Origin of the sequence: Conexibacter sp. CPCC 205762, from assembly GCF_030646155.1 — a bacterium.
Classification (GTDB): domain Bacteria; phylum Actinomycetota; class Thermoleophilia; order Solirubrobacterales; family Solirubrobacteraceae; genus Conexibacter.
In genome coordinates this window covers 1-19,560 of sequence record NZ_JAUTDN010000022.1, presented here as the reverse complement: position 1 = coordinate 19,560, position 19,560 = coordinate 1, and the positions used below count along the sequence as shown (strand labels likewise).

General features: G+C 71.2%; 21 protein-coding genes. All 21 read left to right on the top strand.

Annotated features, from left to right (window positions below):
• Positions 1-23: 23 nt before the first annotated feature.
• Positions 24-776 carry an SDR family oxidoreductase gene (locus tag Q7L73_RS16940; RefSeq protein WP_304692673.1) on the top strand — a complete coding sequence of 251 codons (753 nt, stop codon included), beginning with the start codon at positions 24-26 and terminating at the stop codon, positions 774-776.
• A 10-nt stretch (positions 777-786) separates the two neighbouring features.
• Positions 787-1,434 (top strand): urea carboxylase-associated family protein, encoded by a 648-nt coding sequence (locus Q7L73_RS16935; RefSeq protein ID WP_304692671.1) that lies wholly within the window; start codon positions 787-789, stop codon positions 1,432-1,434.
• Positions 1,427-2,005 (top strand): DUF1989 domain-containing protein, encoded by a 579-nt coding sequence (locus tag Q7L73_RS16930; RefSeq protein WP_304692669.1) that lies wholly within the window; start codon positions 1,427-1,429, stop codon positions 2,003-2,005. Before Q7L73_RS16935 ends, Q7L73_RS16930 begins: the two co-directional genes overlap by 8 nt.
• A gap of 13 nt (positions 2,006-2,018) precedes the next feature.
• A complete protein-coding gene (locus Q7L73_RS16925) occupies positions 2,019-2,201 on the top strand; it encodes a hypothetical protein (RefSeq protein ID WP_304692667.1) in 183 nt (60 codons plus the stop codon).
• Between the two features lie 7 nt (positions 2,202-2,208).
• Entirely contained in the window at positions 2,209-3,000 is a 792-nt protein-coding gene (locus tag Q7L73_RS16920; RefSeq protein WP_304692665.1) for an SDR family oxidoreductase, read from the top strand.
• On the top strand, positions 3,000-4,310 hold the full coding sequence (locus Q7L73_RS16915) for an FAD-binding oxidoreductase (RefSeq protein ID WP_304692663.1): 1,311 nt from the start codon (positions 3,000-3,002) through the stop codon (positions 4,308-4,310). Before Q7L73_RS16920 ends, Q7L73_RS16915 begins: the two co-directional genes overlap by 1 nt.
• A gap of 20 nt (positions 4,311-4,330) precedes the next feature.
• A complete protein-coding gene (locus Q7L73_RS16910) occupies positions 4,331-4,708 on the top strand; it encodes a RidA family protein (RefSeq protein ID WP_304692661.1) in 378 nt (125 codons plus the stop codon).
• Positions 4,709-4,859: 151 nt separating this feature from the next.
• On the top strand, positions 4,860-5,954 hold the full coding sequence (locus Q7L73_RS16905) for an extracellular solute-binding protein (RefSeq protein ID WP_304692659.1): 1,095 nt from the start codon (positions 4,860-4,862) through the stop codon (positions 5,952-5,954).
• Between the two features lie 158 nt (positions 5,955-6,112).
• Positions 6,113-6,901 (top strand): ABC transporter permease, encoded by a 789-nt coding sequence (locus tag Q7L73_RS16900; RefSeq protein ID WP_304692657.1) that lies wholly within the window; start codon positions 6,113-6,115, stop codon positions 6,899-6,901.
• Positions 6,898-7,704: an ABC transporter permease gene (locus tag Q7L73_RS16895; RefSeq protein WP_304692655.1), complete on the top strand. Its 807-nt coding sequence runs from the start codon at positions 6,898-6,900 to the stop codon at positions 7,702-7,704. Before Q7L73_RS16900 ends, Q7L73_RS16895 begins: the two co-directional genes overlap by 4 nt.
• The gene (locus Q7L73_RS16890) at positions 7,688-8,863 is read left to right on the top strand and encodes an ABC transporter ATP-binding protein (protein ID WP_304692653.1); all 1,176 of its coding nucleotides are present in this window, start codon (positions 7,688-7,690) and stop codon (positions 8,861-8,863) included. The genes Q7L73_RS16895 and Q7L73_RS16890 overlap by 17 nt, the downstream gene beginning before the upstream one ends.
• Entirely contained in the window at positions 8,856-9,596 is a 741-nt protein-coding gene (locus Q7L73_RS16885; RefSeq protein WP_304692652.1) for an SDR family NAD(P)-dependent oxidoreductase, read from the top strand. Before Q7L73_RS16890 ends, Q7L73_RS16885 begins: the two co-directional genes overlap by 8 nt.
• Positions 9,597-9,611: 15 nt before the next feature.
• Complete coding sequence (locus Q7L73_RS16880) at positions 9,612-10,895, top strand: MFS transporter (RefSeq protein ID WP_304692651.1); 1,284 nt, start codon at positions 9,612-9,614, stop codon at positions 10,893-10,895.
• Entirely contained in the window at positions 10,879-11,571 is a 693-nt protein-coding gene (locus Q7L73_RS16875) for a cupin domain-containing protein (RefSeq protein ID WP_304692650.1), read from the top strand. The genes Q7L73_RS16880 and Q7L73_RS16875 overlap by 17 nt, the downstream gene beginning before the upstream one ends.
• Positions 11,572-11,737: 166 nt before the next feature.
• On the top strand, positions 11,738-13,399 hold the full coding sequence (locus tag Q7L73_RS16870; protein ID WP_304692649.1) for an ABC transporter substrate-binding protein: 1,662 nt from the start codon (positions 11,738-11,740) through the stop codon (positions 13,397-13,399).
• Positions 13,400-13,422: 23 nt separating this feature from the next.
• Positions 13,423-15,357, top strand: coding sequence for an ABC transporter ATP-binding protein (locus tag Q7L73_RS16865; RefSeq protein ID WP_304692648.1), 1,935 nt, complete (start codon positions 13,423-13,425; stop codon positions 15,355-15,357).
• Positions 15,354-16,268, top strand: coding sequence for an ABC transporter permease (locus tag Q7L73_RS16860; protein WP_304692647.1), 915 nt, complete (start codon positions 15,354-15,356; stop codon positions 16,266-16,268). Before Q7L73_RS16865 ends, Q7L73_RS16860 begins: the two co-directional genes overlap by 4 nt.
• Positions 16,249-17,262, top strand: coding sequence for an ABC transporter permease (locus tag Q7L73_RS16855; RefSeq protein WP_304692645.1), 1,014 nt, complete (start codon positions 16,249-16,251; stop codon positions 17,260-17,262). Before Q7L73_RS16860 ends, Q7L73_RS16855 begins: the two co-directional genes overlap by 20 nt.
• A 23-nt stretch (positions 17,263-17,285) precedes the next feature.
• Positions 17,286-17,975: a hypothetical protein gene (locus Q7L73_RS16850; protein ID WP_304692644.1), complete on the top strand. Its 690-nt coding sequence runs from the start codon at positions 17,286-17,288 to the stop codon at positions 17,973-17,975.
• A 4-nt stretch (positions 17,976-17,979) separates the two neighbouring features.
• The gene (locus tag Q7L73_RS16845) at positions 17,980-18,771 is read left to right on the top strand and encodes an SDR family oxidoreductase (protein ID WP_304692642.1); all 792 of its coding nucleotides are present in this window, start codon (positions 17,980-17,982) and stop codon (positions 18,769-18,771) included.
• On the top strand, positions 18,768-19,430 hold the full coding sequence (locus Q7L73_RS16840; RefSeq protein WP_304692640.1) for a FadR/GntR family transcriptional regulator: 663 nt from the start codon (positions 18,768-18,770) through the stop codon (positions 19,428-19,430). Before Q7L73_RS16845 ends, Q7L73_RS16840 begins: the two co-directional genes overlap by 4 nt.
• Positions 19,431-19,560 lie beyond the last annotated feature (130 nt).

The following is a 19,560-nucleotide window of genomic DNA, read 5'->3' as shown; positions in this document are numbered from 1 at the left end:
TGACTGCGATGGAAGGGAGCAGGATGAGCGTCGACCCGGCGCGCCTCGACGGACGGACGGCGATCGTCTGCGGAGCTTCGACGGGCATCGGCCTCGGCATCGCCGAGGCGCTGCGCGAGGCCGGGGCGGAGGTCGTCATGTTCGCCTACGACGGCGAGGAGCTGCGGCGCGAGGCCGAGCGGATCGGCGGCCTCGCGGTCGTCGGCGACTTCACCGACGAGGGCGATCTCAGATCGCTGGTCGAGACGACCCTGAGCAGGTTCGGAAAGATTGACATCCTCGTCCACAACGGCGCGGGGGCGCCGGACGCGACCGCGACGGCGACCTCGGCCGAGCTGCTGCGCCTCGGCCTCGAGCGGATGCTGCTCCCGACGGTCGCGCTGACGCAGCTGGCGCTGCCGCATCTGAAGCTCAGCCCCGCGGGTCGCGTGATCGCGATCACCTCGACCTCGGTGCGCGAGCCGATCCCGGGGATGGCGACCTCGAACGCGTTCCGGCCCGCCGCTGCGGGCTGGCTGAAGATGCTGAGCACCGAGGTGGGCGGGCTCGGCATCACCGTCAACTCCGTTGGCCCTGGGCGGATCGCGACGCGCACGCTGCTGTCGTTCTACGAGGGCCGCTCGCGCGAGCAGGACCTCGCGGAGATCCCGCTGCGTCGCTTCGGCACCTCGCGGGAAGTCGGCGAGGTGGTCCGCTTCCTCGCCTCAGATGCCGGCGCGTACGTCAACGGCGCGCACATCCCGGTCGACGGCGGCTTGAGCCGCGAGATCAGTTAGGAGGGTCTGGATGGCAGAACAAGACATCTTGCTCGCGCCGCGGGCGCACACGGCCTCGGAGGTCGCGGTCGGCGAGTCGCTGCGCATCACTGTCGTCGACGGGCAGCAGGTGCCCGACATCGTGCTGTGGGCGCGCGACGACGCACAGGACCGGCTCTCGCCGAGCGCCTCGCAGCTGCTCAACGAGAGCTTCCTGATGGTTCCGGGCTGCGTGCTGCACTCGCAGCGCACGACCGCGCTCGCCGCGATCGACGCCTGCACCGCCGGCGCTGGAGTGATCGTCGGCGGCTCCTGCAGCGCGCCGCTCAACTACGCGCGCTTCGGCATCCCCGACACGCCGAACTGCCGCACCAACCTGCTCGCCGCGGGTGCGCCGTACGGCGCCGAGGAGGCGGACGTGCAGCACATCTACTGCCCGTTCATGACGATCCGGCGCGACGCCGACGGGAGCTATGTGATCGACCTGCCCGAGGCCGAGTCCGGCGACTACGTCGAGCTGCGCGCCCTGACCGACCTCGTCGTGCTGACCTCCAACTGCCCGCAGGAGCGCACGCCGACCAACGCGTTCAATCCCTCCCGCCTGCACGTGTGGGTGGGGCCATCGGAGGCAGATCGGCCGACGGTCGGCTCGATCCTGGAGGAGGCCGCCCGTGCCTGAGGTCAAGCTGGCGGCGGGGACGATGGCGGTCGCCGCGCTCTCTCCCGGCGACACGCTGAGCGTGCGCGCGCTCGTCGCGGGGCAGGTCGCCGAGCTCGTCGCCCACGCCGCAGCCGACCCGCGGGAGCGGCTCTCCACGCTGCTCACCGGGCTGGCTGAGGGCGCCTACACGCTGCGCGAGGGAATGACGCTGTGGAGCCAGGAGTACAGCCCACTGCTGCGTGTGGAGGAGCTGAGCAACGAGCAGCACGACCTCGCGCTGGAGGCCTGCACCCCGTGGATCGCCAGAGCGCTCGGGAACGAGCCGGTCGGCACGTGCTGCTGGTCGAGCTTCCGCGCGTGGCTGGAGCAGGAGGGGCTGCCGGAGAAGTGGGTCCCGTACCCGGTCGGGATCTTCAAGCAGGCCGAGGAGCGCGACGGCAGGTACGGCCTCGCGCCCGGCTCGAGCGCGGCGGGCGACTTCGTCCGCTTCAGCGCGGCGAGCCCGTGCACGGTGCTCGTCTCGGCATGTGCGCTCACCACCGGTGGAGAGCCGGGCGTCCCCGCGATCGAGGTGACTTGGAATGACTGACAGGAGAGTTGAGTTGAGCGATCTTGGTCTTGACGAGGTCCGCGTGATCGTGCTGCCGCCGCCGCAGACGGCGGCGGTCAACCGCCTGCTGCGCGAGGAGCGCGGTTGGCGCCTGCTCGAGGTCAAGGTGGCGGACGGCGCGGGCGGGGCGCTGCAGGTCGTCTACGTGCTCGGGCACACGACCGGCGGGGAGTGAATCCGCCGTGGACCTGGGACTCGACGGACGGGTGGCGCTGATCGGCGGCGGCAGCGAGGGGATCGGCTTCGGCGTCGCGGAGGTGCTGGCGGCCGAGGGCGTGAAGCTCGCGATCTACGGGCTCGGCGACGAGCGGCTGCGCGCGGCGCAGGCCGAGCTGAGCGAGCTCGCCGCCGAGGAGGTGCTGGCGATCGCCTGCGACGTGCGCGTCGCCGCCGACTGCAACCGCGCGGTGAGCGAGACGGTCGCCCGCTTCGGCCGCCTCGACTTCATGCTGACGAACATGAAGGGCTCCTACGGAACGCCCTTCCCGGACGACGACGCGCGCTGGGCCGACGCGTGGGAGATGTGGGCGATGGGCCCGATGCGGCTGATGCGCAGCGCCGTCCCGGAGATGCGCAGAGGCGGCGGCGGGAGCATCGTCAACCTCACCTCCTGCGGCGTGCACCAGACCGTCTGGGAGACGCGCTTCTCGGAGGTCCCGCGGCTGGCGCTGACCGGCTACGCCAAGTACGAGGCGACCGCGCTGGCGCCCGAGAACATCCGCGTCAATAACATCCTGCCCGGCTGGGTGATGACGCCCCGCGCCGAGGAGCGCTTCCGCGCGGAGGCGGAGAAGCGCGGCGTCAGCCCGAGCGAGATCGAGCGCGAGGAGGCGGCGGCCGTCCCGATGGGCCGGTTCGCGACTCCCGCAGAGATCGGCAGAGCGGTCGCGTTCCTGTTCTCCGACGCGGCGTCGTACATCACCGGCACGAACCTGCGGGTCGATGGCGGCTGGTGCGAGAACCCGGTCGCGTGATGGGGCGGTTCCAGCAGCCTGATACGGCGGTCGTGGTCGGCGCGGGCGTCGCGGGCCTGTGGTCGGCGATCGCGCTCGCCCGTCGCGGCGTGCAGGTGACGGTGGTGGACGGGGGGACGGTCGGCAGCGGCGCCTCATGGGGGAACGCGGGCTGGCTGTGCCCGTCTCAGGCGGGCCCTCTGCCCGAGCCCGGCCAGGTCGCGTACGGGCTGAGATCGCTCGGCGACCGGCGCTCGGCGCTCTACATGGCGCCGACCTCGATCCCGGGCATGGCGCTGTGGCTGGCCGCGTTCGCGCGCCGCTGCAACGCGCGCGACTACGCCGCGGGCGTGCGGGCGATGTCGCATCTCGGCTACCCGTCGTTCGCGCTCGTCAGCGCGCTGCTAGCCGAGGAGGAGGACGCTCCGGCCGCTGAGCGCTCCGGGCTGATGGTCGCCGCCGCCGAGGCCGAGCCGGTGCGCGCCTTCCTGGCCGCCGTCGCGCCGCTGCGCGAGCAGGGCCACGAGCTGCCGGGCCGACTGCTCGACGACGACGAGCTCGGCGAGCTGGAGCCGGGGCTGGTCGGCAGAGCAAAGGCGGTGCACGTCGCCGATCACTGGCAGGTCGACCCGGCCCACTTCCTCGCCTACCTCGCGCGCCGCGCGCGAGCGCTCGGCGTCGAAATCCGCGAGCGCTGGGAGGTCAGCGGCTTCGAGCTCGCCGGCGGACGGGTGCGCGCCGTGCGCTGCCTCAACGCGACGATCGAGACCGACGCGCTCGTCGTCGCTGCCGGCCCGGCCTCGCGCGGGCTGGCCGCCGAGCTGGGCGTGCACATCCCGGTGATCGCCGGCAAGGGCTACAGCCTCGACGTCGTCGAGCCGGAGTGGATGCCGCGGCATGCGCTGATGTACATGGACACGCACCTCGCCGTCTCGCCCTACCGCGATCGTCTGCGGATTGCCGGGACGATGGAGTTCAGCCGCCGTCGCTCGCCCGACCCCGAGCGCGTGCGCGCGCTGGAGGACGTCGCGCGCGACACCTTCGGCGACTGGCGCTCCGCCGCGCCGGCCTGGATGGGCGCGCGGCCGATCGTCCCCGACGGGCTGCCGGTGGTCGGGCGCCTGCCGGGGCTCGGCAACGCCTACGCGGCGACCGGCTACTCGATGCTCGGCATGACGATCTCGGCCGCCTCCGGCGAGCTGCTCGCGGAGGAGATCACGAGCGGGCGCAAGCCGGCGATCGCAGGGCCGTTTGACCCGGCGCGCTTCTCGCGCCTGCTGCGGACGATCGCGCGGCGCCGCGCCGGCCGCCGGACGACCGCAGCCACCTGAACCTCGGAGGGACATTGACGATGAAGCGACAGATCACGACCAGCAAGACGCCGGCGCCCTCGGGCTCGTATTCGCAGGCGATCGTCAGCGGCGGGGTCGTCTACACCGCCGGGCAGGGCCCCTTCCGGCCGGGCAGCGACGACCCTGTCGGCGACGACATCGCCGCGCAGACGCGCGTCACGCTGGAGAACCTCGCGGCGGTGCTCGAAGCTGCCGGCTCGAGCATGGAGGCAGTCGTCAAGACGACGGTCTTCCTGCAGGATCTCGAGGAGTTCGCTGCGTTCGACGCCGTCTACGCCGAGTTCTTCCCCGATCCCAAGCCGGCACGCTCGACGGTCGGCTGCGACCTTGGCTTCTTCAAGGTCGAGGTCGAGGCGATCGCCGCTGGCAGCGACTGAGCAGGGGCCCTTCGAGGGCCGCATGCCCAAAGGGCTGGGCGGACCTTTTGACTTAAGTACAGTTGCAATTCTCCTACACTGTGGTTAAAGTTTAAGGACCACAACCGGTGAGCCCGTCGCGTACGCGACGGGTCGAGGTGAGGAGGAAGCGGTGAGGAAGTCCCTTTGGAAGCGGAAGGGCGGCTGGTCGGCGGTCGCCGGCGTCGCGGTCGCCTCCGTCGCGCTGGCCGCCTGCGGCAGCAGCGACGACGCCGGCGACGGCGGCTCGGCGACGGGCAAGAGAGGCGGCAAGGTCACGATCGCCACCTACGGCGGCAAGACTGAGGACGTGATGAAGGCCGTCTACTTCACCCCGGAGTTCAAGGCGAGAACCGGGATCTCGATGAGCTTCGACGCGCCACTGGACTATGCCAAGCTGCAGACGCAGGTCGAGTCCGGGAACATCCAGTGGGACATGACGAGCGGCGATCCCTACATGGCGATCGCCCAGTGCGGAACGGTCTTCGCGAAGATCAGATCCGACCCGGCGATGTTCAAGGAGAAGTACCGCGACGTCGTCGGCGACTGCGTCCTGCCGCGCGACGCCGGCTCGTTCATCAAGGCCTACAACGCCAAGACGTTCGCCGATGATCCGCCGTCGTCCTGGGCCGACTTCTTCGACGTCGAGAAATACCCCGGCAAGCGGGCGGTTCCGAGCTTCTACTACAACGGGATCATCGAAGGCGCGCTGCTCGCCGACGGCGTCGCGCCGGAGGATCTCTACCCGCTGGACCTCGATCGGGCCTTCAAGAAGATGGACTCGATCAGAGGCGACCTGCTCGTCTACAACACGCTGGCGCAGTCGATCCAGCAGCAGGTCTCAGGCGATGTCGCGATGGGCATCTACACCGACTCGGCCGCCTGGCAGGCCGCCGACGCCGGCGCCACGATCGAGCCGATCTGGGACCAGGCGTTCATCTACATCAACCTCTGGACGGTCACCGAGGGCACACCTAACCGGGCCGCCGTCGACCAGGTGATCAATTACGTGCTCAATCCGAGACTGCAGACCGAGGCTGCCGAGATGTGGCCGGTCTCGCCCGCACTCAAGGATGCCAAGCAGCCGAGATACCCGAACGAGCTCTTCAAGAAGTACAGCCTCGCCGTGCCTGAGCACGAGGAGGTCGCGATCCCGTTCGATCAGCAGTGGTACGCGGACAACTACGAAGAGCTCAATCAGCGCTTCACGGCCTGGATCTCAGGCTGAGGGCCGGCCGAGCGAGCTTCTGAACCATGTCGAACGCGCAGCGCCTCAACCGCGCGGCCCCGCCCTCCCGGTCCAAGCCGGCGGGGCGCGGTCTCGCAGGGCTCTTCTCCCGTGAGTTCGCCCTGATCATCCCGTCCCTGATCCTGCTCGGCTTCGCCATGGGATATCCGCTGGCGACGATCGTCGAGCGCAGCGTCTCCGACTTCCCCGGCGGGCACGGTGCGCTGCTCGACAACTACCGCTGGTTCTTCGACGAGGAGCTCAACCGCGTCGTCCTGCTGCGGACCTTCCGCACCGCCGCGATCGTGACGCTCGCCTGCCTCGTCATCGCCTACCCGTACGCGTACGCGATGACGGTCGTCGGCTGGCGGATGCGGCTCGTGATGCAGGCGGCCGTGATCGCGCCGTTGCTCGTCGGCACGATGACCCGCAACTACTCGTGGGTGATCCTGCTGCAGGACAAGGGCCCGGTCAACGACGCGCTCGGCGCGGTCGGCCTCGGGCCGTTCCACATGATCGGCTCGCTGAGCGGCGTGATCATCGGCCTCGTCCAGATCAGCCTGCCGTTCATCATCCTGCCGCTGTACGCGTCGCTGCGCGAGATCGACGTCCGCCTCATGGGCGCCGCCCGCTCGCTCGGCGCGACGCCGACGCAGGCCTTCACGCGCGTCTACCTGCCGCTGTCGCTGCCCGGCGTCGTCGCCGGCTCGCTCGTCGTCTTCGTGATCACGCTCGGGTCGTACATCACCCCGGCGCTGCTCGGCTCGCCGCAGCAGAGCCTGTTGCCACAGCTCGTCGCGCAGCAGATCAACCAGCTGCTGGCCTGGGGGCGCGGCAGCGCGATGGGCCTGATCCTGCTCGGCGTCACGCTGCTGCTGCTGTGGCTCGGCTCGCGCGCGAGCCGCTGGAGCTCGGTGCTCAGCAACGGCAGCGGAGGCGGGAGATGAGCGCCGGCAAGGGGCGGATCGCCCTCAACGCCTTCTGCGGCCTGGTGATGGTGCTGCTGATCGCGCCCGCGCTGGTCGCGGTGCCGATGAGCTTCAACGGCCGCGCGACGTTCGAGTTCCCGCCGAGATCGTGGTCGACGCGGTGGTACGAGAACCTCCTCTCCGACGTCACCTGGCGCGATGCGATCGTCCACTCGCTCACCGTCGCGGCGATCGTCACCGTCGTGGCGACCGCGATCGGCACGGCGGCGGCCTACGGCCTCGCGCGGGGCAGGTTCCCGGGCAGAGCCGCCGTGATGGCGCTGGCGACCGCGCCGATGATCATCCCGATCGTCCTCGTCGCGATCGCCCTCTACGCGATCTTCCTGGAGGCGAGAATGGTCGGGACGCTGCAGGCGTTCGTGATCGCGCACTCGCTGATCGCGCTGCCGTTCGTGATCGTCACGGTGACGGCGGGGCTGAGATCGCTGGACGACGGGCTCGAGCGCGCCGCGCGCACGCTCGGGGCCGGCCCGGCGGTTGCGTTCTTCACCGTGACGCTGCCGCTGCTGAAGCGGTCGCTGGCGATCGCGGCGGCGTTGGCCTTCGCGGCGTCGCTCGACGACGTCGTCGTCGCGATGTTCATCTCCAGCCCCACCTTCCAGACGCTGCCGGTGAAGATCTACTCGAGCCTGACCGACACGGTCGACCCCACGGTGGCGGTCGCGTCGACGCTCACGCTCTCGCTCGCGGCGCTCGGGATGGCGGTCGCGTTCCTGGTCATGACGAAGAAGGGAGCCGCCGGCGATGCAGCCAGCCGCTGAGACCTCGGCCCTCGGCGCCCGGGTCGAGATCAAGAACCTGACGAAGCGCTTCGGATCTGTCGTCGCGGTCGACGACACATCCCTGTCGATCGAGCCCGGCCAGTTCGTGACCTTCCTCGGGCCGAGCGGCTCGGGCAAGACGACGACGCTCAACGCGATCTCCGGCTTCGCCGACGTCGACGAGGGCGAGATCCTGCTCGACGGCGCCTCGATCCTCTCGCTGCCGCCGCACAAGCGCAACATCGGCGTCGTCTTCCAGCACTACGCGCTGTTCCCGCACATGACGGCGGCCGACAACGTCGCCTTCCCGCTGAGACGGCGCAGGCTCCCGAAGGCGCAGGTGCGGGAGAAGGTGCGCGGCGCGCTCGAGCTGGTCCATCTCGCCGATTACGGCGAGCGGCTGCCGCGTGAGCTCTCCGGCGGACAGCAGCAGCGCGTGGCGCTGGCGCGCGCGCTCGTCTTCGAGCCGCGGCTGCTGTTGATGGACGAGCCGCTGGCCGCGCTCGACCGCCGGCTGCGCGACGCGATGCAGATCGAGATCAAGCGCATCCAGGAGCAGCTGGGGATCACCGTCATCTACGTCACCCATGACCAGGACGAGGCGATGACGATGTCCGATGTCGTGGCGATCTTCAACGAGGGGCGGATCGCGCAGGTCGGCTCGTCCGACGACCTCTACGAGCGGCCCGCCGACCTGTTCGTCGCCCGCTTCATGGGCGAGTCGAACCGCCTCCCGGTCACGACCAGCGGCGACGGCGAGGTCGCGTTCGCCTCGAACGGCGCGTCGCTGCGCCTGCGCGCTCGCGGCGCCGCCGAGGCCGGCCGCGGCGGGATGCTGGTCGTGCGGCCGGAGAACGTGCGCGTCAACCGCGAGCGCGATCCAGATCTCGACAGCTCCCTGACCGGCAGGATCGGCCGGGTCCGCTACTTCGGCGCGTATTGCGTCACCGAGGTCCTGCTCGACGACGACCTGATCGTTCGCTCGCGGCAGCCGGTCGAGGTCGCGCTGGAGGCGGTCGAGGGCGAGCGCGCCCACGTGCAATGGGACAGCCGCCACGCCCTCTTCCTGCGCAGCGCCGACGGCGATCAGCTGAGCGGATCGGCGTCGAGCTTCCTCGACGCGTCCGATGGCGGTGCGGAGCCGGCGGCCCATGCTTAGCCTCGATCTGAGCGGTCGCACGGCGCTGGTCTGCGGCGCCTCGCGCGGCATCGGCCGCGCCTGCGCCGAGACGCTCGCGGCCGCGGGGGCGCACGTGATCTGCTTCGCGCGCGTCCCGCGGCAGCCCGCCGCCGCGGACGCGGAGCGATGCCTGCTGGTCCCGGGCGACCTGACCGATCCCGCCGACCTCGATCGGCTCGTCGGGGAGATCGAGCAGTGGGGCCGGGGCCTCGACATCCTCGTCCACAACGGCGGCGGACCGGGCGACGCGACGACGGAGTCGGTCACCCGCGACGAGCTCGACGAGGCGATCGACCTGGTCCTGTGGCCGGTCGTCGAGTTGACGCGACGGCTGTTGCCGGCGCTGCGGCGCTCGGGCGAGGGGCGCGTGCTGTCGATCGGCTCGCCGACCTTCCGCGAGGTGCAGGACGGCCGCGTGCTGTCGAACTCGCTGCGTCCGGCCGTCGTCGGCTGGCTGATGACGCTCGCGCGCGAGGTCGCGGCCGACGGGATCACCGTCAACTCGATCGCGCCGGGCCGGATCGAGACCGACAGCTTCAAGGAGTACTACGCGAACCGCTCGCCGGAGGCCGATCTGGCCGCGATCCCCGCCGGCAGATTCGGCGTGCCCGCCGACATCGCCAACCTCGTCGCCTTTCTCTCCTCGGCGCGCGCGGCTTACCTGACGGGGACCGTGATCCCGGTCGACGGTGGGCTGATGCGGTCGTGGTGAGGCGGCTCGCGCGCGATGCTGACGTATCGGCGGGTGCTCGCGGTCTCGGGGCTGCCGCGGCTGCTGGCCACGGCGCTGGTCGCCCGTCTGCCGATGGGGCTCACGTCGCTGGCGATCCTGATCGTCGTGCGCGAGGCGACCGGCTCGTTCGCGCTCGCGGGCACGGCCGTCGCCGCCTATTCGGCGGCGAGCGCGCTGGCGCTGCCGCTCCTCGGCGGCGTCGCCGACCGTTGCGGACGGCGGCAGGTGCTGCTGCCGTGCGCGCTGCTCCACAGCTCTCTGCTGCTGACGCTCTCGCTGGCGGCGCGCCTCGGCGCTTCCGGCACCCTGCTGGTCGGCGGCGCGGCGCTGGTCGGCGCGACGCTGCCTCCGGTGTCGGCCTGCCTGCGGTCGCTGTGGCCGCAGCTGCTGCCGGCGCCCGAGCTGCGCCAGTCGGCCTACGCGCTCGACGCGATCGCGCAGGAGGTCGTCTTTGTGAGCGGGCCGCTGCTGGTGGCGCTCGCCGTCGCGGTGCTCGAGGCGCCGGACGCACTGATCGCCGCGGCGGCCTTCGCGCTCGCCGGGACGCTCGGCTTCGTCGCCGTACCGGCGGTACGGCATGCGCGCCCGTCGCCGCGACGTCCCGAGGGCGGGCGCAGCGCGGTCTCCTCAGCGCCGCTGCGCACGGTGCTCGTCGCGATCCTGCTCGCGGGCGTCTACTGGGGCGTGCTGCAGGTCGGGATCTCGGCGCGTGCCGTCGACCTGTCGGGCCCCGGCCTCGCGGGCGTGCTGCTCGCGCTGTTCAGCGTCGGCAGCTTCGCCGGGGGCCTCTGGTACGGCTCCCGCAGTTGGCGGGCCGGCCTCGTCGTACGCTACGCGGCCGCGTTCGCCGCCCTCGCGGTCGCGACGCTGCCGCTGCTCGTCGCCGGCAGCGCGCCGGCAGCGGGGGCCTGCGCCCTGCTGGCTGGCTCCGCCTTCGCGCCGGCGGTCTCGACCGAGTTCCAGGTCCTGAGCGAGATCGCGCCGGCAGAGCTGCTGACCGAAGCGTTCGCCTGGGCCAGCTCGGCGATGGTGCTGGGCGTCGCCGCGGGGTCGGTCTCCGCCGGCTGGGTGATCGACCGCGCCGGCGTCACGGCCGCGTTGTCGGTCGCCCCGGCGGCGATCGCGCTCGCCGCGCTCTGGGTCGCCCTGCACCGCCGCGGCGCGCTCGCGACCGGCTCCGCATCCACACGTTCAACCCGTCCGGAGGAGAGCGCGGACCACTGCGGTCCGTCTGCTCGTCGCCGGCGAGACAGGAGGCACCGTGCCGACCATCGTTGACCATCCCGTCCAGCTGCTGCCCGAGCAGGTCGCCGCGCTCGAATGGGAGCAGCTGAACCCGGGCGTGCGGGCGCGCGTGCTCGCCGCGAGCTCCGAGAGCGGCGCGCGGACGCGGATGCTCGCGCTCGGGATCGGGGCGCGGCTGGACCCGATCGACGCCCGGCTCTGGCAGGAGCTCTACGTGCTCGACGGCGAGCTGTCGATCGGCGGCCGCGCCCATCGCGCCGGCTCGTATCTGTGCTGGCGGCCGGGCGACGCCGTCACGATCGAAGCCGGGCCGGAGGGCGCGAACGTCCTGCAGTTGGAGGACGCCGGGACGCGCATGCGCAAGCCGTTCGTCGCGCTGACGGCGGAGCAGGTCGAGGCGATGGCGTGGCGCCCGATGGAGGGTCGCAGCGCAGGCTTCTACGAGAAGGTGCTGGTCGAGGGCCCGTGCGGCTCGAAGACCCACCTGGTGAAGATCGAGCCGCTCGGCGACGGCGCCCCCAACCAACGTCACGCCGAGCTGCACGACCACGGCGAGGAGATGCTGGCGCTCGACGGCTGCTACTTCTCGGGCGAGGGACGCGAGCGTCACGCGGCCGGCACCTACACGAACAACCCGCCCGGCACGCATCACGGGCCGTTCGAGTTCAGCGAGCCGTACCTCTGCCTCGAGGTGAAGAACTTCGCCTGACGGCTTCCAGTTGCCACGAGGGAGCGGCGGCAAGCCCGAATATTACATTCCTCTTGCATATGGATTTCAGCACTGCTAAATATTCTGAGGCCACGGGCCGTGACCGCGGCGGAGAGATATGTGGAGCTGGGAGCGCCTTGCGCTGCCACGGCAAAGGCTGGTTCTGATGCAGTTGCGCAATCGATCGTTCGACTCCAAGCGGAGCCTGTCCGCGCCCTCGCGCCCCGTCCGGCGAGCCCGGCGCTCCGCTGTCGCGCTCGTCGGCGTCGCGCTCGTCGCGGCGACGGCCGCCGGCTGCGGCAGCAGCGTGCCGTCAGGCGCCGCCGGCGGTGAGGGCGGGGGCTCGCAGACGCTCGACATCGCGTACAACACCGGGCTCACGAACATCGACCCGGCGCTCGCCTGCTCCTCGCCGTATGACTACCACGTCGTCACCGCGGCGTACGACAACATGATCGAGCTGTCGCCCAGACGCGACGCGTCGGGCGCGCAGGAAGTCGCGCCGGCGCTCGCGGAGAGATGGAACGTCAGCAGGGACGGCAAGACCTACACCTTCTCCCTGCGCAGAGACGCGACGTTCGCCAGCGGCAACCCCGTCACCGCCGACGACGTCGTCTTCAGCCTCCGTCGCCTGCTCGACAGAGACGGCTGCCAGGCGTACGTGTTGACGATGGGCGAGAAGGGCCTCTTCAGATCGATCGAGAAGGTCGACGACCACACAGTCCGCGTGCGCATCGCGCACAGCGACCCGCTCTTCCTGCTGCGGATGACCTCGCGCGGCAACGGCCCGATCGACCGCAGACTGCTCGCGCAGCACGGCGGGCTCTCGAGAGCGGGCGACGAGTGGCTCGCGCGTCACACCGCCGGCGCCGGCGCGTACGAACTCGAGTCGTACGACCCCGACAGCGAGGTCCGCCTCAGAGCGCGCCCGAACTACTGGCGCGAGCCCGTCGGCGCCAAGAACGTCGTGATGCGGATCGTCACCGACCCGACTACGCTGCAGACGCTCACCGCGTCCGGCGACGTCGATCTCGCGTACGGCGTCGGGCTCAAGGACCTCAGATCGCTGGAGCAGCAGGGGCGGCAGATCTTCGCCAACGCGAGCAACCGCTACGCGTACATCGGGCTGAACAACGACAAACCGCCGGTCGACGACGCCCGCGTGCGCGAGGCGCTCTGGCTCGCGATGCCGCACGCCGAGCTGCAGGAGCGGTTCGGCTACGGCTACGCGAGAGCGTTCGCCGGGATGATCCCGCCCGCGATGCCGTTCTATCCCGGCTTCGCCGTGCCCGCGCGCGACGTCGAGCGGGCGAAGCAGCTGATCCAGCAGGCCGGTGCGACCGGCAAGCGGATCTCGCTCGCGGTCAAGAGCGGCGAGACCGAGCAGCTGCAGATGGCGACCGCGCTGCAGTCGGCCTGGAAGGAGATCGGGATCGACGTGCAGATCAACACGCTCAGCGCCTCGGCCTTCTCTGACACCGTCTCCAACTTCAAGACGCAGGCCTACATCCTGCGCGACGGCTCGTCGGTCAACGACCCGGCGTTCTTCCTCGGCTTCTTCGCGATGTGCGGCAACCCGTTCAACTGGTCCAGATACTGCGACAGAGACGTCGACAGACTGCTCGACGAGGGGCGCACGGAGCCCGATCAGAAGCGCCGCGCGCAGATCTACCGCGAGGCCTCCGAGCGGATCGTCGCCGACAACCCGATCCTGCCGATCTTCGCGAGCGACACGATCGCCGTCGCGAGCCCGCGGCTCAGAGGCTACGAGTACTTCGACGACCAGCAGCTGGTGATCCGGAAGCTGAAGGTGGACGGCGCATCGTGAACCGCAACGGCAGCATCCCCGCGGTGCCCGGTTCCGCTGCGGGCGCCGCGACGGCCGGCGAGATCGAGCGGGACCTGCTGCTGCGGGTCCGCGGGCTGAACGTCGCGTTCGGACCGGCCGACGACCCGGTCCGCGCGGTGCGCGGCGTCGACCTCGACGTGCGGGCGGGAGAGGTCGTCGCGCTCGTCGGCGAGTCCGGCTCCGGCAAGACGGTCAGTGCGCTCGCGCTGCTGGGGCTGCTGCCGGCCGGAGCGCGCGTGTCGATGGACGAGGCCGTCCTGGCAGGCGAGGACCGTGCCGCGATGAGCGAGGAGGAGCTGCGCCTGGTCCGCGGCGCGCGCGCCGGGACGGTCTTCCAGGACCCGCTCTCGAGCCTCAACCCGGTGCAGCGGATCGGCGACCAGATCGTCGAGGCGATCCGGCTGCACAGACGGATCGGGACGCGCGAGGCGCGCCGGCTCGCCGTCGCCAGACTGGCGCAGGTGGGCATCCCCGACCCGCAGCGCCGGTTCCGCGACTACCCCCACCAGTTCAGCGGCGGGATGCGCCAGCGCGCGATGATCGCGATGGCGCTCGCGTCCGCTCCGCCCTTGCTGATCGCCGACGAGCCGACGACGGCGCTGGACGTCACCGTCCAGGCGCAGATCCTCGACCTGATCCAGGAGCTGCAGCGCGAGCTGTCGATGGGCGTGCTGCTGATCACGCACGACCTCGGCGTCGTGGGGCGCGTCGCCGATCGCGTCGTCGTCATGAACCGCGGCGAGGTCGTGGAACGAGGCGAGACGGCGCAGATCCTCAGCCGTCCCAGCGACCCCTACACGATCAGACTGCTGGAGTCGCTGCCGCGACTCGACGTCGCCAAGAGAGCGCCGGCGGCGGCCGGGGGCGAGCCGGACGGCGCGGCGCGGAAGGTGGCGCTCGAGACCGCTGGGCTGGAGGTCGTCTTCAGCAGACGCGGCGGCGCGATCGGTCGCAAGGTGACGAACGTGCGAGCAGTCGACGACGTCTCGCTGACGGTCGGCGCCGGCAGGACGCTCGGACTGGTCGGCGAGTCCGGCTGCGGCAAGACGACACTCGGGCGCGCGATCGTGCAGCTCGCCGATGCGACCGCCGGCCAGGTGACGATCGGCGGGACGCGACTCGGCGGCGAGAGAGCGCGCCGCCTGCGCGACCTGCGGCGGCACTTTCAGCTCGTCTTCCAGGATCCGCAGGCGAGCCTCGACCCGCGCCAGCGGATCGGCCGGATCCTCGAGGAGCCGCTCGCGCTGCACGACCTCTGCGGCGGCCGCGAGCAGCGCAGAAGACGCGTCGTCGAGCTGCTGGAGCTCGTGGGCCTCGGCACGGAGTTCGCGACGCGGCTGCCGCACGAGCTGAGCGGCGGCCAGCGCCAGCGCATCGGCATCGCCCGCGCGCTCGCACTGGAGCCGTCGCTGATCGTGCTCGACGAATCGGTCAGCGCGCTCGACGTCGCGATCCAAGCGCAGATCCTCGCGCTGCTCGAGCGGCTGCAGCAGGAGCTTGGCATCGCCTACGTCTTCATCTCGCACGACCTCGCGGTCGTGCGGCAGATCGCCGACACGGTCGCCGTCATGTATCTCGGCCGCGTGGTCGAAAGCGGACCGTCGGAGCAGATCTACCGCGAGCCCCGGCACCCGTACACGGCGGCGCTGCTGTCGGCGGTGCCGATCGCCGACGTCGCGCGCGAGCGGGCGCGTGAACGGATCGTGCTGCACGGCGATCCGCCCAGCCCTGCCGATCCGCCCTCCGGCTGCGCCTTCCACACTCGCTGCTGGCTGCGGAGCAGACTCGGCGACCCGGAGATCTGCACGACCGCTCGGCCGGCCCTGGGTGGACGCGCCGACGGCGGGCAGCATCGCGCGGCCTGCCATTTCTCTGACCGCCAGGCGGAGCTGCTGCCGCCATCGCTGCTCGGCGCGACGCGGGGAGCCTCGGCATGAGCGCGACGATGCGAGAGCCGCTGCGCCCGGCGCCCGGCCCGCACGGTGGACGGACCGCCCCCGCGCCGGGACGCGGACGGCGCGCGTGGGCGGCGCTGGGCGCCGCCGGGCTGCGAGCCGTCGCGATGGGGCTGGTCGCCTTCCTCCTGCTCGCGCTCGTGGGACCGCTGCTGTGGGGGAAGGACCCGCTGGCGGTCGACCTCCAGAGTGCGCTGCAGGGTCCGTCCGGCACGCACCCGTTCGGCACCGACGAGCTCGGGCGCGACGTCTTCGCGCGCTTCCTGGTGGGGGCGCGCATCTCTCTCGCGGTCGGCGTCTGCGCCGTCTTCTGCTCGTCGGTCGTCGGAACGCTCATCGGGGCGTTCACCGGCCTCGTCGGCGGCCCCGTCGACGCCGTGATCGGCCGTGCGCTGGATGGCGTGCTCGCGTTCCCGGCGCTGATCATGGGAATGGCGCTCGCTGTCGCGATGGGTCCGGGCGCAGTCTCGGTCGGGCTCGCGATCGCCGTCACCGGCGTGCCGTGGTACGCGCGGACGGTGCGCAGCGAGGTGCTCTCGCTGCGCTCGCGCGAGTTCATCGACGCCCAGCGGGTGCTCGGCGCCCCGACCGGCCACATCCTCATCCGCCACGTGCTGCCGTCGGTGCTCGGCGGCGTCGCGGTGCAGGCCTCGCTCGGCATCGCATACGCGGTGCTCGCCATCGCCGGCCTCGGCTTCCTCGGGCTCGGCATCCAGCCGCCGACCCCGGAATGGGGCGGCATGATCACCGAAGGACGCACCTACCTGATCTCGGGCCAGTGGTGGATGTCGATCTTCCCCGGCCTCGGAATCCTCGCCCTCGTGACCCTCAGCATGGCTCTCGGCGAGGGCCTGCGCGACCACTTGGATCCTCATGGCAAGCTTCGTCGTTAGACGCGTCCTCGCGACGCTCGCCGTCCTCTTCTTCGCGTCGCTGATCGCGTTCGTGCTGCTGCGAGCCGCGCCAGGCGACCCGGCGCGCAAGCTGCTCGGGCCGCAGGCGAGCGAGCAGGCGGTCTCGGCACTGCGCGCCGACATGGGCGTCGATCGACCGCTGCTGCAGCAGTACGGCACCTACGTCGGCGATCTCGCGACCGGCGACCTCGGCTACTCGTGGCGCACGCGCACGACGGTCACCGCCGAACTGACCGCGCGTCTCCCCGCGACGCTTGAGCTGGCGATGACGGCGATGGCGATCGCGCTGCTGCTGGCGATCCCGATCGGCGTGCTGTCGGCAGGACGGCGACGATGGGTCGACCGCTTCTCGCGCGCAGGCGCGATCGTCGGTCTCGGCATGCCCCAGTTCTGGCTCGGGCTCGTGCTGATCCTCGTCTTCTTCACCTGGCTGGGGATCGCGCCGGCGCCGTTCGGCCGGATCGACGATACGGTCGCGATGCCGGCGAGAACAACCGGCTTGCTGCTCGTCGACTCGTTGATCGCCGGTGACTTCGCCGCCTTCGGGAACGCGCTCAGCCACCTCGTGCTGCCCGCGTTGACGCTCGCGATCCCGTTGGCGGCCTACCTGTCGCGGATCGTGCGGCGGAGCACGATCGACGTCTACCGCAACGACTACGTCCGGACGGCTCGCGCGAAGGGCGCGAGCGAGACGCGCGTGCTGTTCCGGCACGCCCTGCCCAACGCGCTGCTGCCGATCCTGACGCTGAGCGGCATGTGGTTCGGGGAGCTGATGGCTGGCGCCCTGCTCGTCGAGGCGGTCTTCAACTGGCCGGGCATCGGCGGGTGGGTCGCGCAGTCGATCCAGGCGCAGGACTATGCGCCCGTCCAGGGGGCGATCCTGCTCGGCGCGCTCGTCTACAGCGTCGTCAACCTCGTCACCGATCTGCTCTACGGGGTCGTCGATCCGCGCATCCGCCTCGCGACCACCTGACACGACGAAGGAAGGAACTCGCAGTGCCGAAAGACCTGATCCGTCTGTTCCCCGAGGACGTCGCGCGCCTCGCCTCCACCCCCGTGCCGGGATGGGACGGAGCCGAGCAGCGGCTGCTCGCCCGCGACCCCGTCGCCGGCTCCCAGACGCTGCGCCTGGAGATCCGCGCGGGCGCTGCCATCGAGACGGCATCCCCGGACCGCTGGCACGAGACGTTCGTGCTCGCGGGGTCGCTGCTGCTCGACGGACGTCGCTTCGTCGACGGCTCCTACCTCTGCCGCGCTCCGCGATCGGGCGAGCGCGCGGTCGCGGGCGAGGACGGCGCAGTGGTCTTGCAGCTGCGCGATGTCAACAGCGCGCTCGACAAGCCGGAGGTGGCCCTGACGGCCGAGGACATTGCCGCGCTGCCGTGGGAGCAGAAGCCGGACGGGACGCCGGGCCAGGCGTTCGAGAAGATCCTGACGCGCGGCCCGTCGGGTTCGTTCGCCCGCGTCCTGAGACTCGACGGCGTGACCCCCGGCGTCGCGTTGCACACCTACGACGAGGACTGTCTCCTGCTCGCCGGCGCCTGCCACGTCGGCGACGAGACGCACGTCGCGGGCACGTACACCTTCAACCCCGCCGGCACGCCGCACGGCCCGTTCGAGTTCATCGAGCCGCTGCGCTGCGTCGAGTTCGCCAACCACCCGGCCGGAGCCCAGGCGGCTTCCTGAACAGATGGACCTGAGACTGGAGGGCAAGGTCGCGCTCGTCGGCGGCGGCAGCCTCGGCATCGGACGCGCAGTCGCGGAGGCGCTCGCCCGCGAGGGCGTCACGGTCGCGATCTACGCGCTCGACGACGAATGGCTCGGACCGGCCGCGGCCATGCTCTCCAGAATCGCTGGCAGACCGGTCCCGGCGATCGCGACCGACGTGCGCGACCGCGACAGCTGCCGCGAGGCGATCGACCAGACGGTCGAGCGGCTCGGCGGCCTCGACATCCTGCTCACCAACACCTGCGGCACGTACGCCAGGCCGTTCGCCGAGACCGATGAAGCGTGGGCCGATGCATGGAGCATGTGGGCGTTGGGCGCGATCCGCCTGACCGAGCTCGCGATCCCGCACATGCGCGCCCGCGGCGGCGGCAGCATCGTGAACGTCACCTCGTGCGGCGTCCACCGGCTGCTTCCGCAGTCGCGGCCGGCGGAGGTCCCGCGTCTGGCCGCGACCGGCTACGCCAAGTACATGTCGGTCAAGCTGGCTCCCGAGCGGATCCGGATCAACAACGTGCTGCCCGGGTGGGTCGAGGGCGAGCGGGCTGAAGAGCGCTTCGCTGCCGGCGCCCGCGCGACCGGAAGACCACGAGACGATCTTCAGGCGGAAGAGGCGGCTCTCATCCCGATGGGACGTTTCGCGATGCCGCAGGAGGTCGCCGACGCCGTCACTTTCCTCGCCTCGGAACGAGCGCGGTACATCACCGGCGTCAACCTGCGGATCGACGGCGGCTGGTGCGTCGTTCCCACGGCATGAGCGTGGTCGAGCGAACCTCGCTGGTCGATCAGGCGATCTCGGCGTTGAAGGCGGAAATCGAATCCGGGGCGTGGACTGTCGGCAGCAGGATCCCGACCGAGCCGCAGCTCACCGCGCAGTTCGGGATCGGCCGCAACGCGCTGCGCGAGGCAGTGCGCGCGCTCGTTTACGCTGGGATGCTCGAGCCTCGCCAGGGGGACGGGACCTATCTGCGAGCGACGAACGAGCTCGCCGGCGCGCTGCGACGTCGGATCGGCGATTCCCAGTCGCGGGAGGTTCAGGAGGTTCAGCGCGCGCTGGAAGTCGAGGCAGCCCGGCTCGCGGCCGCGCGGCGCAGCGATGCTCAAGCCGAGGAGCTTCAGCGCTTGCTCGAGAACGCTTCCGCGGCGTGGCAGGCCCGGGATCTGGAGCGTCTGGCGGCTGCCGACCTCGCCGTGAGCGACGCGATTGTCACCGCCAGCGGCAACGGGACCTTGATCGAGCTGTATGCGAACGTCGGCGCCGCGCTGCCGGAGGGCTTCCAGAGCGACGTCGTCAGGGCGGCCGCCGGCCAAACATCACCTCCATACGGAGCGGTCGTTGCGGCGATCGTTGCGCAAGACGCTCACGCCGCGGCGGCGGCGGTCGCGCTGCGGAATCGTGTTGGGCGCTCCTCGTAAGCCGGTGCCTCGGCACCGCCGGGTCACCTTCAGCCGCAATCTGACGCTTTCGCTGTCGCGTTCGTGTCAGTGCTATTGCAAGTACTGTGCGTTCTCGACGCATCGGGCGCATCTGCATACGCCGGATGAG

What these genes read in the sequence shown, in the direction of transcription:
- Q7L73_RS16840 (WP_304692640.1), top strand. Translation starts at nt 18,768, where the DNA reads ATGAGCGTGGTCGAGCGAACCTCGCTGGTCGATCAGGCGATCTCGGCG.
- Q7L73_RS16935 (WP_304692671.1), top strand. Translation starts at nt 787, where the DNA reads ATGGCAGAACAAGACATCTTGCTCGCGCCGCGGGCGCACACGGCCTCG.
- Q7L73_RS16900 (WP_304692657.1), top strand. Translation starts at nt 6,113, where the DNA reads ATGGGATATCCGCTGGCGACGATCGTCGAGCGCAGCGTCTCCGACTTC.
- Q7L73_RS16880 (WP_304692651.1), top strand. Translation starts at nt 9,612, where the DNA reads ATGCTGACGTATCGGCGGGTGCTCGCGGTCTCGGGGCTGCCGCGGCTG.
- Q7L73_RS16890 (WP_304692653.1), top strand. Translation starts at nt 7,688, where the DNA reads ATGCAGCCAGCCGCTGAGACCTCGGCCCTCGGCGCCCGGGTCGAGATC.
- Q7L73_RS16885 (WP_304692652.1), top strand. Translation starts at nt 8,856, where the DNA reads ATGCTTAGCCTCGATCTGAGCGGTCGCACGGCGCTGGTCTGCGGCGCC.
- Q7L73_RS16870 (WP_304692649.1), top strand. Translation starts at nt 11,738, where the DNA reads ATGCAGTTGCGCAATCGATCGTTCGACTCCAAGCGGAGCCTGTCCGCG.
- Q7L73_RS16895 (WP_304692655.1), top strand. Translation starts at nt 6,898, where the DNA reads ATGAGCGCCGGCAAGGGGCGGATCGCCCTCAACGCCTTCTGCGGCCTG.
- Q7L73_RS16860 (WP_304692647.1), top strand. Translation starts at nt 15,354, where the DNA reads ATGAGCGCGACGATGCGAGAGCCGCTGCGCCCGGCGCCCGGCCCGCAC.
- Q7L73_RS16940 (WP_304692673.1), top strand. Translation starts at nt 24, where the DNA reads ATGAGCGTCGACCCGGCGCGCCTCGACGGACGGACGGCGATCGTCTGC.
- Q7L73_RS16915 (WP_304692663.1), top strand. Translation starts at nt 3,000, where the DNA reads ATGGGGCGGTTCCAGCAGCCTGATACGGCGGTCGTGGTCGGCGCGGGC.
- Q7L73_RS16910 (WP_304692661.1), top strand. Translation starts at nt 4,331, where the DNA reads ATGAAGCGACAGATCACGACCAGCAAGACGCCGGCGCCCTCGGGCTCG.
- Q7L73_RS16855 (WP_304692645.1), top strand. Translation starts at nt 16,249, where the DNA reads ATGGCAAGCTTCGTCGTTAGACGCGTCCTCGCGACGCTCGCCGTCCTC.
- Q7L73_RS16845 (WP_304692642.1), top strand. Translation starts at nt 17,980, where the DNA reads ATGGACCTGAGACTGGAGGGCAAGGTCGCGCTCGTCGGCGGCGGCAGC.